The following is a 13,062-nucleotide window of genomic DNA, read 5'->3' as shown; positions in this document are numbered from 1 at the left end:
TTAACAACAAACGATGCGTAACAGAAAACCGTCCCAAAACATGTATTGGGACGGCCTCTTCTTATTTATATATCCATTACTTCGCTAATTCATGAATTGCTTGCGCGTAAATTGCTGTCGCTTTTAATAAGTCTTCAATTTCAATGTACTCGTCTTTTTGATGTGCAAGTTCTTCTTTTCCAGGGAACAACGGACCAAATGCAACGCCAGCTTTCAATGAACGAGCGTAAGTACCGCCGCCAATCGCTAATAGCTCTGCTTTTTCACCTGTTTGTTCTTCGTATACGCGCTGCAACGTACGAATTAATACGTGGTCTTTATCAACGTGATGCGGGCGAGAGTTCGAATAGTCTGCTACTGCAAATCCATGAATACCAACATATCCTTTTAACTTCGTGATCATTTCTTCAAAGTTAGTCGTAACTGGATAACGTACATTTAATCCTAAATTACCACCCTTTTCTTTCGTATAAGAAAGTCGACCAACATTCACTGTTAATGGTCCGCTAATATCGTCTTTATAAGAAATACCAGCGTTCTCTCCTAAAATATCTCCTGTAAATGTTTCTGTTACAAACGATGCAAACGAAGCACCTTTTCCATCAAGAGCGACTTTCGTTAAGAAGTTTGCCAGTAATAAACCTGCATTCTCGCCCTTCTCCGGAGTAGATCCGTGAGCTGAAACCCCTTTAATTTGCAACGTCACCGTATTACCTTCTACAATTGCTTCACCTATTTTTTTAGCAGTTTGTAAATACTCTTCATATGCTACTGTAAGAGCATTTACATCTTCTCCTGTAATAATCGCTTCTGCAAAATCAGGAACCATATTTAAACGGCGACCTGATTCAAATGAAACAAGTTCATATGTACCTTTCTTCTCTTCACTACCACTTTGCACAACTTGTATATCAGAAATTCCTTTTTCTGCATTAATAATTGGAAAGTCTGCGTCTGGCGCAAAACCGATTGTTGGCATTTCTTCGTTTTTAAAGTAGTGATCTACACATTTCCAATTGCTTTCCTCATCTGTTCCTAAAATCATACGAACGCGTTTTGAAAGAGGTAAACCTAATTCTTTCACAATCTTCATCGCATAATAAGCTGCCATCGTTGGGCCTTTATCGTCAATTGCACCACGTGCAAAAATCTTTCCATCGCGAATATCTGCACTGTATGCAGGAGTCGTCCAGCCATCTCCTTCTGGTACAACGTCAACGTGACAAAGAATACCTAGTAAATCTTCTCCTTGTCCCATTTCAAGATGACCTGCATATCCTTCTAAATTTTTAGAAGTAAAACCTTCAGTTTCCCCTTTATGTAACATGAAAGATAAAGCTTTTTCTACACCTTCACCGAATGGTGCGCCCTCTTTCGCCGATTCTTCTTCCCATACACTTTTAATTTGTAAAAATTGTTGCGTATCACGAATTAAATCATCTTTTCGTTTTGCAACTTCTTCTGTCCAATTAATCGCTGACATCACGCATCCATCCTTCACTATATTGTTTCTTTCATCATAACAAACCGAAATCTCTTATGCCATACACGAAAACTAAATACCGAACAATTGTAATATTTCAGATATTTCTCATTAGTTTTTCTTTTATTTTTTCAAAAAAATTTGCAGGAATTTGGCGTTTTACGTAGAATTTTATGATTTAGTTGACTGACCATATATACAATGTCAACTACCAATATTTTTCTATATGAATATTTGTTAAACTTTTGTAAAATTTAAGTAGATTAAAGCATGAATTTTATCATGTAGAGTACAATGGTAGTAACGACCTTCTTTCCTGAATGGGGTCAAAAAAACTAGTAGAGGAGTGGTTTTCTCTTGAAACCTACAACTACTCGTATGCTAACACGCATTAAATCAATTTATATGTACATCAATGAAAACGGAACGGTAACGACGAAAGACCTTGTAGATGAGTTCGGGATCACACCGCGAACGATACAACGTGATCTAAATGTGTTGCAGTTTAATGAACTCGTGTATAGCCCTTGCCGCGGTAAGTGGACAACAACAGGAAAGAAAGTGAGAATGACCTCATAATGAAAAAATAATTGTATGTAAATAAATACATACCCCTTTCTAACTCATTAGAAAGGGGTCTTTTCTGCGCCAAAAACAGCACTATTTCTCAGTATCTACTTGATATGTTTTTAACATTTCTACTTCTTCATCTGATAGCTCTCGGTATTGTCCAAGTTCTAGCTCTTCATCTAATACTAATGGTCCCATCTCTGTTCTCTTTAGGTAGACTACTTTTTTCCCTACCGCTTCAAACATACGCTTCACTTGATGGAACTTTCCTTCTGTAATCACAAGCTCGATTTCAGAAATCTCATCGCTTTTTAATATTGTAAGTGCACCTGGCTTTGTTTCATAGCCATCATCTAAAATAACACCTTTAGCAAACTCTTTTACATCCTCTTCTGTTACTACTCCTGCAACGTGTGCATAATATTTTTTCGGCACATGCTTTTTCGGAGATAACAATTGATGTGATAACTTCCCGTCATTTGTTATTAATAAGAAACCTTCCGTATCAATATCAAGTCGTCCAACTGGGAACGGATCAAAGATTGCATCTTCTAACTCTAATAAATCTATTACCGTTTCATGATTATCATCTTCCGTCGCTGAAATAACGCCTTGTGGTTTATGCAACATTAAATAAACAAACTCTTTATATTCCACAACTTCTCCGTGAATCATAACTTCTTGCTCTTCTACATTTACATGAACCTTCGCATCTTTCACTGGCGTTCCGTCAATTTTTACAACGCCGTCTTTCAATAATTTCTTTACTTCTTTTCTACTTCCATATCCCATATTTGCTAATAATTTATCTAATCTCACGTTTTTCACCTTCTTTATTTATCATAGAAAAGGGGACGTAATTACGCCCCTTTTGATTTCATCTTTATTTTGAATCTATTGCCAAGTTTACGTTGGATTTTCTCTAACGCTTCTCCGCCAAACACTCGTTCAAGTACTCCTGTGCGAATTGCTAACAATCCGTACACAAGACCACCAATACCTGCACAAACCACAACTGTAATAAGAGCACCCATTCGGCCATCAGACGAGATCATGAAGGACAGAATCCATTGTGATAACTTTACAGCAATGACCATTACAAGTGTTAATACTGCAATTTGGAAAGTTCTCTTATATACAACACCAAACGAATAGTGTACATGTTTTTTGATTTGTCGATTCGTATACCATACGGAAGCTAAGAATCCGACCGCTGTTGCTAAAATCGCTCCAACCGTACCGAAATAACGAATAAAGATTACGTTACATACGAATTTCAAAATAACACCCATAATAAGCGCGACAATCGCATGTTTTTGTTGATTGATTCCTTGCAGAATTGCTGCTGTTACTGTAAATAAAGCGAATAACAACGCAACCGGTGCATACCACATTAATACTTGTCCACCTAGTGGATCTGAGTCATAGAACGCAGTATAGATTGGATATGCAAGTGTTGAAATACCGACAACTGCTGGCAATGTTAAGAACATATTTGCCTGGAATGTTTGTGTAATTTGTAACTTTAAATAACGGTATTGTTTTTCAGTAAATGATTTTGTAATCGCTGGTACAAGCGTTAAACTAAACGCTGTTGCAAGCGATACAGGAATCATAATTAATTTATGCGTCCACATTGTGAAAATACCAAGCGCTCGCTCTGCGATATCACCTTGGCCAATCGCTTGCATAATTGAGTTAAATGTCAATGTATCAATTTGTTGATATAAAGGAATTGTTAACCCAATTACAACGTAAGGAATCGCATATGCAAATAATTCTTTAAATAACTGAACCGTACTCACTGTCGATTCTGGTACAGTTTGTTCAATTAAATATTGATCCAAATGTTTTTTACGTTTTAACCAGTACCAAATGAGTACACCGAGCGCTCCAACTGCTGAAACGAACGCAGCAAATGTCGCTACCCCAACTGCTGTTGCAACTGTACCGCCAAGTACTTTAATAACGATAAAACTACCCGCTAATAAAAAGACAATACGAATAATTTGTTCAATAATTTGCGAAACAGTAGTCGGTCCCATCGATTGGTGACCTTGGAAATAACCACGAATTAAACTCGCTGCTGGTACAACAATAAGTGCAAAACTTACAAGACGAATAATCGTCGTAACTTCTTCTACATTACTGTGTATACTTTGTTTACCAAGCATTGCTTCTGCAAACAGTGGCGCTGTCATGTATAGAACTAGGAACGAAAGAATTCCTGTTACTATCATCATAACCATTCCCGAGCGGAACATTCTCCGGCTCGTTTTATAATCGCCAAGCGCATTATATTTGGAAACAAATTTGGAAACAGCAAGCGGCACCCCTGCCGTTGCAATACTTAAAAAGATCGTATATGGAATGTATCCATATGTATAGAGCGTTCCGCCTTCTGTACCTACTAATGCATGAAACGGAAAGACGTAAATCATGCCTAAGAACTTTACTAAAAATGTCCCTAACGTAACAATAAGCGTTCCGCGCAGAAATTTCGAATCGGACATACAAAAATCCTCCTACATCTACATAAAGTGAAACTATAATTAGTTGAACTATTCGAGTATTTACAGGCTACCAAATACCCTTTTTATTTCTCTTATATCTTAAGGTTTTAGTCTTATTGCCCACAAATAGCAGGATAGTGCTGAACTCTAACTTTTGTATTGTACCACAATTCTCTCCTTAAGCAGTACTTCACTCTATTTTTCTTTTAAGGGAAAACATGCTATTCTTTTAGGCAGGAAATGTAGAAAATGGGGTCGATATATTATGCATTATGATGTTATTGTCATCGGCGGCGGGCCTTCTGGGCTAATGGCTGCAATCGGTGCTGCAGAAGAAGGCGCAAGTGTCTTACTTCTTGATAAAGGAAATAAACTAGGACGTAAACTTGCGATTTCTGGTGGTGGTCGTTGTAACGTAACGAACCGTCTACCACTTGATGAAATCGTTAAACATATACCAGGAAACGGTCGCTTCTTATACAGCGCTTTTTCTATTTTCAATAATGAAGATATTATTACATTCTTCGAAAAGCTTGGCGTGCAACTAAAAGAAGAAGATCATGGTCGCATGTTCCCTGTATCAAATAAAGCACAATCAGTAGTAGACGCACTTTTAACACGATTAAAAGACTTAGGTGTAAAAATCCGTACAAATACACCTGTTGAAACGATTGAATATGAGAACGGTCAAACGAAAGCAGTCGTACTACAAACTGGTGAAGTGTTAGAAACGAATCACGTCGTTATCGCTGTTGGCGGAAAATCTGTTCCTCAAACTGGTTCTACTGGAGATGGATATGCTTGGGCTGAAAAAGCTGGTCACACAATTACAGAACTATTCCCAACAGAAGTACCAATCCTTTCAAACGAACCATTTATTCGTGACCGCTCCTTACAAGGTCTTGCTTTACGCGATGTAAACTTAAGCGTATTAAACCCGAAAGGAAAAGCTATCATTTCTCACAAAATGGACATGCTCTTCACTCATTTCGGCCTATCCGGTCCTGCCGCTCTTCGTTGTAGCCAATTCGTCGTGAAAGCACTGAAAAAGTTTAAAACGAACACGATTCAAATGAGCATCGATGCATTGCCTGAAGAAAATAGTGAACAACTATTCCAGCGCATGCTGAAACAAATGAAAGAAGATCCGAAAAAAGGAATTAAAAATGTTTTAAAAGGTTATGTACCTGAACGTTACTTCCTATTCTTATTAGAAAAAAATGAAATTGACGGTAGTGAACAAGCTGGACAAGTTTCTCACGAGAAGATTCGTGCACTTGTGAAAGACTTTAAAGAGTTTACTGTGAATGTAAATGGTACGCAGTCAATTGAAAAAGCATTCGTTACTGGCGGCGGTGTATCCGTTAAAGAAATTAACCCGAAAGAAATGTCTTCTAAATTCACGAACGGCGTATATTTCTGCGGAGAAGTTCTTGATATTCACGGTTATACTGGCGGCTATAATATTACATCTGCTCTCGTTACTGGTCGAATTGCCGGAACAACAGCTGGAGAAAACGCGAAAATGCAATACTAGAAAAGAAACAGGGATTCCTGTTTCTTTTTTTATAGGTACATGAAATTATATCGGCGATTCCCCGAATTTATCAACGATTCTTCAACTTATATCGGCAATTTCCCGAATTTATCGACTTACCGACAAGAAGCGACAAATATCCGCTCCACGTAACTTCCCATTGCTTTTTTGTTGCTTTATATACCTTAGTACCTTTATATTTTATATTGTTGAATATTTGAAAAAGGGTAAGGGGAAAAAATATGAGAAAAAAAGTCATGATGTCTTTAATGCTAATGACGTTTCTTTCTGCGGTAGAAGGAACGATTGTTAGTACAGCGATCCCTCGTATAACGAGTGATTTGTCAGGCGTCGAACTTGTTAGTTGGGTATATGCAATTTATATGCTTGCAACAGCTGTTTCGACTCCAATATACGGAAAGCTAGCTGATTTATTCGGCCGTAAAAAAGTTTTACTCATCGGAGCTACAATCTTCTTAATCGGTTCTGCGCTTTGCGGAATCGTTACGTCAATGGAACAATTAATTTTCTTCCGTGCTCTTCAAGGTATAGGTGCTGGTGCTGTTATGCCGATCACAATGACGATTATTGGAGACTTATATAGCGAAGCGAGAGACCGCGCGAAAGCACAAGGTTGGATGAGTGCCGTTTGGGGTGTATCTGGTGTTATCGGACCGTTAGTAGGTGGATTTTTAGTGGATTCCCTATCTTGGCGTTATATTTTCTTCTTAAACGTTCCATTCGGAATTATCGCTTGTTTAATGATTGTAATTTACTACAAAGAATCTATTAAGCCAGCTAAACACCATATCGACTATCTTGGTGCAACAGTCTTCTCATTAAGTACGATCGCTCTACTATATGCATTATTAACAGGTAGCAGCAAGCAAAACTGGGGAGACATAACAATTATCGGCCTACTAATCTTCGCCGTCGTTTCATTCATTATTTTCTTATTTATCGAGAAAAAATCTCCGGAACCATTAATTCCGCTAGCACTTTTCTCTAACCGTACATTATCTACGATAAACATATTAACGCTTATTGCTGGCGCGATGATCATTAGCATTACAATGTACCTGCCAATTTGGAGCCAAGGTGTATTAGGAAAAAATGCGACAGAAGCCGGACTTATTTTAATGCCAATCCCTGTTATGTGGACATTTGGCGCTATTTTCTCTGGTAACTTAGTAGGAAAATTAAAAACGAAACAAATCATTTTACTTGGAGCTAGCATTTTATCAGTGGCTACGTTCTTATTATTTACATTATCAACAAATTCACCATCGTTCCTTATTTATGTAGCAGTCGGATTATTCGGATTAGGAATGGGGCTTGTGACACCAATTTATATGGTAACAATTCAAGCATCCGTACCAGCTCATACACGAGGAACAGCCGTTGGTTTAAACACATTTATTAATACATTTAGTCAAACGTTAGGTGCTGCAATCTTTGGAACAATCTTCAATACGATGATTCACGCACGCGGCATTAAAAATCTTGACCTTGTATCTGGTGGACACGGCGGAACTACAGCAAATGTAGCAACCGAATCGCAAGAGGCATTAGCATCAAGTGTACACGTCATTTATATGAGTACTTTCGTATTAGCAGTATTTACACTAATTATCGCTTGGATTTTATTAAAACCAGCTACACAAACAAGTGAGCAATAATAAAGAGGATGACCATTTCGGTCATCCTCTTTTTACTCTTCATTCTCCACAATATGTTTCAGCATGGACAATTTATTATCCCAAAAACGTTCATAATATGAGAGCCACTGTTGTAATTCCTCTAATGGTTCTGGATGCAAACGATATATCTTCTCTCTTCCGCTTTTTCTTCCGCTTACTAAATTCGCTTCTGAAAGAATATGAAGATGCTTTACAACCGCAGTACGGCTCATCGGAAAATGATCCGTTATTTTGGAAATCGGTAACTCTTTATCACTTAATAACCGTATTACTTCTCGGCGGGTTGGGTCAGCAATTGCTTGAAATACATCATATTTCGCTGCTGATGAGGACACTTAGCCTTCAACAACCTTTTTCAGTTTTTCATTTACAATCGCTACCCAGCCTCCGCTCATTCTATCGCGAATAATAGAGCTCTTCGCATTCGCTTTCGGAAGAATTTCATCAGGATGTTTCCAGCCGCCGTGAATTAACGTAAATTCTGTTTTATTATCTCCTAGGTCTTTCAGAGTAAATGAAACGACCCAGCCATCTGTATCCCATGAGAAAGATAGATGGTTTGGTGCATCAATTTCTAACACTTTACATGGTGATGGGCCAAATGGTGATTGCACATGAAATTCATGTCCTACCTCTAATACAAAATCATTCGGCATAAACCATGACGCAATCCCTTCTGCAGTTGATACTACATTCCATACTTTTTGAATAGACGCGTTAAAAACGATCGTTTGTTTAATATCAGTTAATGTATTTTGTTGTTCCATTTTCATTCTCCTTTATTCGCCAATTAAATATAACACCTTTTGGTTACACTTCGATAATATAACACCTTTTAGTTTCATGTCAACGCTAGTTATTTTTTAATGTTGAGAAATTCTCAACATTTTTTCAACAGGACAAACACCCTCTGAGCATTTCCTCATAATATACTCACAAAGGCAACAAAAAATAAAAACTTCTCTCAACATGAAACTCCATCATTCATCTTGAAAGAAGCGCCTTACGTATATCATGCGTATTTCGTCTCTCCTCCTTCCCTCAGAGACACTACGCGAGATATGAAAAATCAGAAGGAATATGCCCACCATTTGAGTAGGTAGTTATTTCTCTTCTCCTCAACATTTCCTTAGGAGCGAAATGACTACCGACTCACTTTTTTCAAACAAACATAAAAAGGGGATGAAAGCTATGTTCTATTGCATTAACTGCTCTGACATTCATCATGAAAAACATCCGAATGATAAAGTATTCAAAAACGGTTTTTATATTGATCCATTTTTAGGTGATCGTTATCACCTTGGTATGTGTACAGATGCCCAAAATCATGAAACTGGGGAGCCTCTTTTAACGACAAAGAAATTAGGCACACCCCAATCTATTATGAACGTATTACCGACACATGTCGTCCCAACATAAAACATAAAAAAGAGCTGGCTCACCCAGCTCTTTTTTATGTTTTATAAACAATCATCGCTGAAAAACAATAAATTTGGTTTTCGTCATCATTAATGGAAACACCGACTTGGTACTTAATATCTACAAAATTACTATCATCAATCTTTTTCAAAAAAACATTTACAGCGTCTTCTAAGTCTTTTTCGTGACTTTCATCAAACACTTTCACACGAATCATGTTAACACCATCCTAGATCGCAGCCCTCCGCCGCTTGATTATTGCCACGGTGCGTATCTATGATGCGATAAAATTTTCCATCTTCATATATATATCCGTCTTCTAACACATATTGTTTACCTTCAGTATAGACATAAAACTTACCTATCATAAATTTACTCGTATATAATTCCAAATAATCCGGTCTAAATTTAGCTACAACTTTATTTGTAATATCAATTCTTATTGTGCGCCCCACCTTCTCTCCCTCCTCTACAAAGAACGGATTTAGGTATATTGTATTAGCGATTTTACATTTTATGCTTAAAAATAAGTGGATATGCCTTCTTTCTTCGCCTGTACTATTTTTCAAAAAAAATCATCAATAAATAAGAGCAAAAAAATATATAAAAAAAAGAGTTTTTACTTATTGACTATAATATAAACATTATGGTATTATATAAAATTTGACATTTTTACTCATATGTGCTATCATTAAAATTGGTTACCACATATGGAGGTGGATGATTTGTTTCAAATTGGCGATAAAATCGTTTATCCAATGAACGGCGCAGGAGTCATCGAAGCCATTGAAGAGAAAGAAATATTAGGAACAACACGTCAATATTGTGTGATACGTATCATTAGTAAAGACATGCAAATAATGCTTCCTATGGATCAATTACAAAAATCAGGTATTCGTTATATCGTAGATAAAGGTACGTTAGATGGTATACTTCTTGAATTTCAAAACGGGGAATCAGACACATCACTTTCCTGGAAACAGAGATATACAATGAATATGGAAAAAATGAAAAACGGCAATCTGCAAGATAGCGCAGAAGTTGTTCGCGATTTACTTCGCCGTAATAAAGAGAGAGCATTAAATGCGAGCGAAAAACAAATGCTAGATAATGCACGCAAAATGATGATTAGCGAAGTTGCACTTGTGCAAAATGTTTCTGAACATCAAGCAACAGAATTTCTTCAAGATACAATTAATCATTAAATTTAAAATAGCCGACCGCTATTTTTTTTTTGCAGAAAAAAGGACAAAGAGATAGAGTAAAACTTTAATCAGTGGGGGTTTTGTTCATCCCCCACTAATTATCAGCTCCCACCTAACTTCTTTGCTTCCGCTGAATTTTGAGGTGGTGGTCTTACTGCCCAGCAAATAGCGGGATAAACCTCTTTGCCCTTTTATATTACCCGCGCCCTGCTTGAAACGACGGGTATAAAGTCATTCCACCATCTGCAAATAACGTAATTCCAGTTACGTAACTCGCTTCTGAGGAAGCAAGCCAAGTTGCGACTGCTGCAATTTCTTCCGGTTTTCCAATGTAGCCCATCGGTATCATACTTTCTACGTCAGCACGTTTTTTAGGATCAGCAAACTTTTCGGCATTAATTGGCGTATTTATTGCACCTGGCCCAATATTATTTACTCGAATACCTTTTGGTGCATACTCTAACGCTAACGTTTCTGTCATTAGTTTAATACCGCCCTTACTCGCCGCATAGTGCACGAATAGTGGCCACGGAATTTTCTCGTGAACACTCGACATATTAATAACAGAACCTTTAATATCATGTTCTACAAAATATTTAATCGCTTCACGGCTTCCTAAAAAAGCACCTGTTAAATTTGTATTGATTACTTTATTCCAATCCTCTAACGGCATTTCATGCGACGGGACCGCGTTTTCTATCCCTGCATTATTAATCATAACGTCAAGCGTACCAAACTCTTTCACAGCAGATTGAATGAGATTCACAACATCAGATTCAACTGTCACATCCCCTTTTACAGCAATCGCTTCTCCGCCTATTTTTTTAATTTCTTCTAATACATCATGCGCTTCTGACTCTCGTGAGCGATAGTTAATTACTACTTTTGCTTTCTCCTTAGCAAACCTTACTCCCATCGCTCTTCCAAGACCAGTTGCTGACCCTGTAATAACGACAACTTTTCCAGCTAAATCACTATACATTTCAATACCTCCTTTAACTTTTTGCAACACCTAACATAATTCCCGCCGCGATAATAAAAACGATACCGACGACAATCCCCGTTAATTGACGTTTCGTTTTCTTTTCACCTAATATAAGAATCCCGCCAAGCGTTGAAATAATAATTCCCATTTGCGATAGTGAAAAACTTGTTGCCACTCCAACACGCGGCTGCGAAATGAATAAAAACATATTACCAGCTGCCCAAATTAATCCTGGAATAATATTTCGTATTGCATATTTATTAAATGGATGATGTTTAAACGTAAGCAAAATGCCCCCTAACACCATACCAACTGCTTGTGGCAATAAAGCTGACCAACCATCTACGTTAAATAGTCTAATCACTACCACGTAAACTAAATAACCGACTGTTGAAATCAATAAAATGATAATGCCCCTTTTGAAATTCCCCGCCTGTTCTGCACTCTTTTCTTCTTCACTTTGAAGTGATGTTAAAATAACACCGATAATAATACAAATAAGAGCCAAGACGCCAAGGATGACTGATATAGTCGTGGACCACTCATGAAATACGATGACTCCAAATAAAGTCGTCGCAACTAATTGCAGTCCTGTTGAAATGGGCATCGTTCTCGAAACGCCCATTAAATCAATACTTTTTAATTGATTCGCCTGACCAAGTGCCCAAAATAAACCTGACACAATTCCAACTCCAATAACAGTAGGAGTTAATACTGGCTTCACAAAAATATAAACAGCAATTGAGAAAATAAGTGCTCCAAACGTTGTACCAAGCGTTTGACTATACGGCCCCCCGCCCAGTTTCACGTTAAATAGCACAATACTTCCCCAAAATATAGCCGGTAAAATCGCTAAAAGTATGTCCATCGCTCATTACCTTTCTTTACTAAATGTCATAAGTTATCACTCTGAATCATTAGAGTGCGCTTTTATTTTTTCTTTTTCCCGTTCACAAACCTTTTCTTCAATAGCACCAGAAACATTCTTTTCTCGCTCCACCTTCTTTATTTTCACGTGATCTAAATGATCTTCCAAAGTAAGTGTAACTTTATCATTCGGCGGATTATGTGCACCTTGGAACGTAAGAAATTGTAGCGTGACTTCAAATCTAGGAACGAACTCATCTTTCTTACCGAGACGCTTTATATTTATAACTGAAGCACACTCATATTGATCTTCTGTCACTTGCCTAATAACTGAATAGTACCTATTCGATAATGCACTCTCTAACAGCTGTTCCCTAGATTCTTTCGCAAAAGAATCACTTGGAGAAGAAAAAAAGATTGCACATAGCGTTGTAATAACTACACATATTTTTTTCATAACACCCTCCTTGTTCTATAAGTTAGTGTTCGCAAAACTTCCATAAAAAAACGACTTCCCTATGTAGGAAAGTCGTTTTAATGAATCCAATATTAACCACCGCTCACTGGTGGGATTAGTGCAACAACATCACCATCTCGGATCGTGTCATCTTCATTTGCATATTCTTCATTAATCGCAACCATAATTGATGCTGCCATTGGTACATTATATTCTTTAGCAACAACATCTTTTAACTCTGCAACCGTAATATTTTCTTTCTCTATTTGTAACTCACTTGTTCCTGCTTCCTCTTGCAAGTACGCAAATAACAATACTCGAATCAT

At 37.4% G+C, this 13,062-nt stretch carries 16 protein-coding genes; 5 read left to right on the top strand and 11 right to left on the bottom strand.

Annotation, left to right across the window (positions count from 1 at the left end; all coding sequences use genetic code 11):
* Nucleotides 1-76: 76 nt before the first annotated feature.
* Nucleotides 77-1,483: a dipeptidase PepV gene (pepV, locus tag ILT06_RS00975; protein ID WP_064474539.1), complete on the bottom strand. Its 1,407-nt coding sequence runs from the start codon at nucleotides 1,481-1,483 to the stop codon at nucleotides 77-79.
* 357 nt (nucleotides 1,484-1,840) lie between these two features.
* Here pepV and ILT06_RS00970 point away from each other — a divergent pair, with 357 nt between their 5' ends.
* Nucleotides 1,841-2,062, top strand: coding sequence for a DeoR family transcriptional regulator (locus ILT06_RS00970; RefSeq protein WP_000805512.1), 222 nt, complete (start codon nucleotides 1,841-1,843; stop codon nucleotides 2,060-2,062).
* Between the two features lie 81 nt (nucleotides 2,063-2,143).
* Here ILT06_RS00970 and ILT06_RS00965 read toward each other — a convergent pair whose 3' ends face one another.
* Nucleotides 2,144-2,872 (bottom strand): pseudouridine synthase, encoded by a 729-nt coding sequence (locus tag ILT06_RS00965; protein ID WP_001234944.1) that lies wholly within the window; start codon nucleotides 2,870-2,872, stop codon nucleotides 2,144-2,146.
* A gap of 41 nt (nucleotides 2,873-2,913) precedes the next feature.
* Entirely contained in the window at nucleotides 2,914-4,566 is a 1,653-nt protein-coding gene (locus ILT06_RS00960) for a putative polysaccharide biosynthesis protein (protein ID WP_222654767.1), read from the bottom strand.
* A 265-nt stretch (nucleotides 4,567-4,831) separates the two neighbouring features.
* Here ILT06_RS00960 and ILT06_RS00955 point away from each other — a divergent pair, with 265 nt between their 5' ends.
* Complete coding sequence (locus ILT06_RS00955) at nucleotides 4,832-6,103, top strand: BaiN/RdsA family NAD(P)/FAD-dependent oxidoreductase (RefSeq protein ID WP_000558876.1); 1,272 nt, start codon at nucleotides 4,832-4,834, stop codon at nucleotides 6,101-6,103.
* A 242-nt stretch (nucleotides 6,104-6,345) separates the two neighbouring features.
* Nucleotides 6,346-7,782, top strand: a complete 1,437-nt coding sequence (locus ILT06_RS00950) for an MDR family MFS transporter (protein ID WP_064474537.1) — start codon at nucleotides 6,346-6,348, stop codon at nucleotides 7,780-7,782.
* A gap of 32 nt (nucleotides 7,783-7,814) precedes the next feature.
* On the opposite strand, the gene ILT06_RS00945 is transcribed toward ILT06_RS00950, so the two are convergent.
* Both ILT06_RS00945 and ILT06_RS00940 read right to left on the bottom strand, forming a co-directional pair.
* Entirely contained in the window at nucleotides 7,815-8,138 is a 324-nt protein-coding gene (locus tag ILT06_RS00945) for an ArsR/SmtB family transcription factor (RefSeq protein WP_000098837.1), read from the bottom strand.
* Nucleotides 8,139-8,570, bottom strand: coding sequence for an SRPBCC family protein (locus tag ILT06_RS00940; protein ID WP_064474536.1), 432 nt, complete (start codon nucleotides 8,568-8,570; stop codon nucleotides 8,139-8,141). It lies immediately after the preceding gene.
* Between the two features lie 424 nt (nucleotides 8,571-8,994).
* Here ILT06_RS00940 and ILT06_RS00935 point away from each other — a divergent pair, with 424 nt between their 5' ends.
* Nucleotides 8,995-9,222, top strand: coding sequence for a DUF3973 domain-containing protein (locus ILT06_RS00935; RefSeq protein WP_033659785.1), 228 nt, complete (start codon nucleotides 8,995-8,997; stop codon nucleotides 9,220-9,222).
* Nucleotides 9,223-9,256: 34 nt separating this feature from the next.
* Here ILT06_RS00935 and ILT06_RS00930 read toward each other — a convergent pair whose 3' ends face one another.
* Entirely contained in the window at nucleotides 9,257-9,439 is a 183-nt protein-coding gene (locus ILT06_RS00930; RefSeq protein WP_000621752.1) for a sporulation protein Cse60, read from the bottom strand.
* 1 nt (nucleotide 9,440) lies between these two features.
* Nucleotides 9,441-9,677: a DUF2553 family protein gene (locus ILT06_RS00925; protein ID WP_000533808.1), complete on the bottom strand. Its 237-nt coding sequence runs from the start codon at nucleotides 9,675-9,677 to the stop codon at nucleotides 9,441-9,443.
* Between the two features lie 255 nt (nucleotides 9,678-9,932).
* On the opposite strand from ILT06_RS00925, the gene ILT06_RS00920 reads away from it, so the two are divergent.
* The gene (locus ILT06_RS00920) at nucleotides 9,933-10,427 is read left to right on the top strand and encodes a CarD family transcriptional regulator (protein ID WP_000451449.1); all 495 of its coding nucleotides are present in this window, start codon (nucleotides 9,933-9,935) and stop codon (nucleotides 10,425-10,427) included.
* 196 nt (nucleotides 10,428-10,623) lie between these two features.
* On the opposite strand, the gene ILT06_RS00915 is transcribed toward ILT06_RS00920, so the two are convergent.
* The 4 genes from ILT06_RS00915 to moaD form a co-directional block, all read right to left on the bottom strand.
* Nucleotides 10,624-11,409, bottom strand: coding sequence for a glucose 1-dehydrogenase (locus tag ILT06_RS00915; RefSeq protein WP_064474535.1), 786 nt, complete (start codon nucleotides 11,407-11,409; stop codon nucleotides 10,624-10,626).
* A 13-nt stretch (nucleotides 11,410-11,422) separates the two neighbouring features.
* On the bottom strand, nucleotides 11,423-12,280 hold the full coding sequence (glcU, locus tag ILT06_RS00910; protein ID WP_064474534.1) for a glucose uptake protein GlcU: 858 nt from the start codon (nucleotides 12,278-12,280) through the stop codon (nucleotides 11,423-11,425).
* A 36-nt stretch (nucleotides 12,281-12,316) separates the two neighbouring features.
* A complete protein-coding gene (locus tag ILT06_RS00905) occupies nucleotides 12,317-12,736 on the bottom strand; it encodes a DUF3888 domain-containing protein (RefSeq protein WP_149173682.1) in 420 nt (139 codons plus the stop codon).
* Nucleotides 12,737-12,828: 92 nt separating this feature from the next.
* On the bottom strand, nucleotides 12,829-13,062 hold the full coding sequence (gene moaD, locus ILT06_RS00900) for a molybdopterin converting factor subunit 1 (RefSeq protein ID WP_064474532.1): 234 nt from the start codon (nucleotides 13,060-13,062) through the stop codon (nucleotides 12,829-12,831).

It is taken from the genome of Bacillus sp. 17RED48, from assembly GCF_019837545.1.
Classification (GTDB): domain Bacteria; phylum Bacillota; class Bacilli; order Bacillales; family Bacillaceae_G; genus Bacillus_A; species Bacillus_A wiedmannii.
This window is presented reverse-complemented; position numbering and strand designations above follow the sequence as displayed.

Excerpts from the sequence above, each read along its gene's own strand:
- pepV (WP_064474539.1), bottom strand. The coding sequence starts at position 1,483 with ATGTCAGCGATTAATTGGACAGAAGAAGTTGCAAAACGAAAAGATGAT.
- ILT06_RS00960 (WP_222654767.1), bottom strand. The coding sequence starts at position 4,566 with ATGTCCGATTCGAAATTTCTGCGCGGAACGCTTATTGTTACGTTAGGG.
- ILT06_RS00955 (WP_000558876.1), top strand. The coding sequence starts at position 4,832 with ATGCATTATGATGTTATTGTCATCGGCGGCGGGCCTTCTGGGCTAATG.
- ILT06_RS00950 (WP_064474537.1), top strand. The coding sequence starts at position 6,346 with ATGAGAAAAAAAGTCATGATGTCTTTAATGCTAATGACGTTTCTTTCT.
- ILT06_RS00940 (WP_064474536.1), bottom strand. The coding sequence starts at position 8,570 with ATGGAACAACAAAATACATTAACTGATATTAAACAAACGATCGTTTTT.
- ILT06_RS00935 (WP_033659785.1), top strand. The coding sequence starts at position 8,995 with ATGTTCTATTGCATTAACTGCTCTGACATTCATCATGAAAAACATCCG.
- ILT06_RS00930 (WP_000621752.1), bottom strand. The coding sequence starts at position 9,439 with ATGATTCGTGTGAAAGTGTTTGATGAAAGTCACGAAAAAGACTTAGAA.
- ILT06_RS00920 (WP_000451449.1), top strand. The coding sequence starts at position 9,933 with ATGGAGGTGGATGATTTGTTTCAAATTGGCGATAAAATCGTTTATCCA.
- ILT06_RS00915 (WP_064474535.1), bottom strand. The coding sequence starts at position 11,409 with ATGTATAGTGATTTAGCTGGAAAAGTTGTCGTTATTACAGGGTCAGCA.
- glcU (WP_064474534.1), bottom strand. The coding sequence starts at position 12,280 with ATGGACATACTTTTAGCGATTTTACCGGCTATATTTTGGGGAAGTATT.
- ILT06_RS00905 (WP_149173682.1), bottom strand. The coding sequence starts at position 12,736 with ATGAAAAAAATATGTGTAGTTATTACAACGCTATGTGCAATCTTTTTT.
- moaD (WP_064474532.1), bottom strand. The coding sequence starts at position 13,062 with ATGATTCGAGTATTGTTATTTGCGTACTTGCAAGAGGAAGCAGGAACA.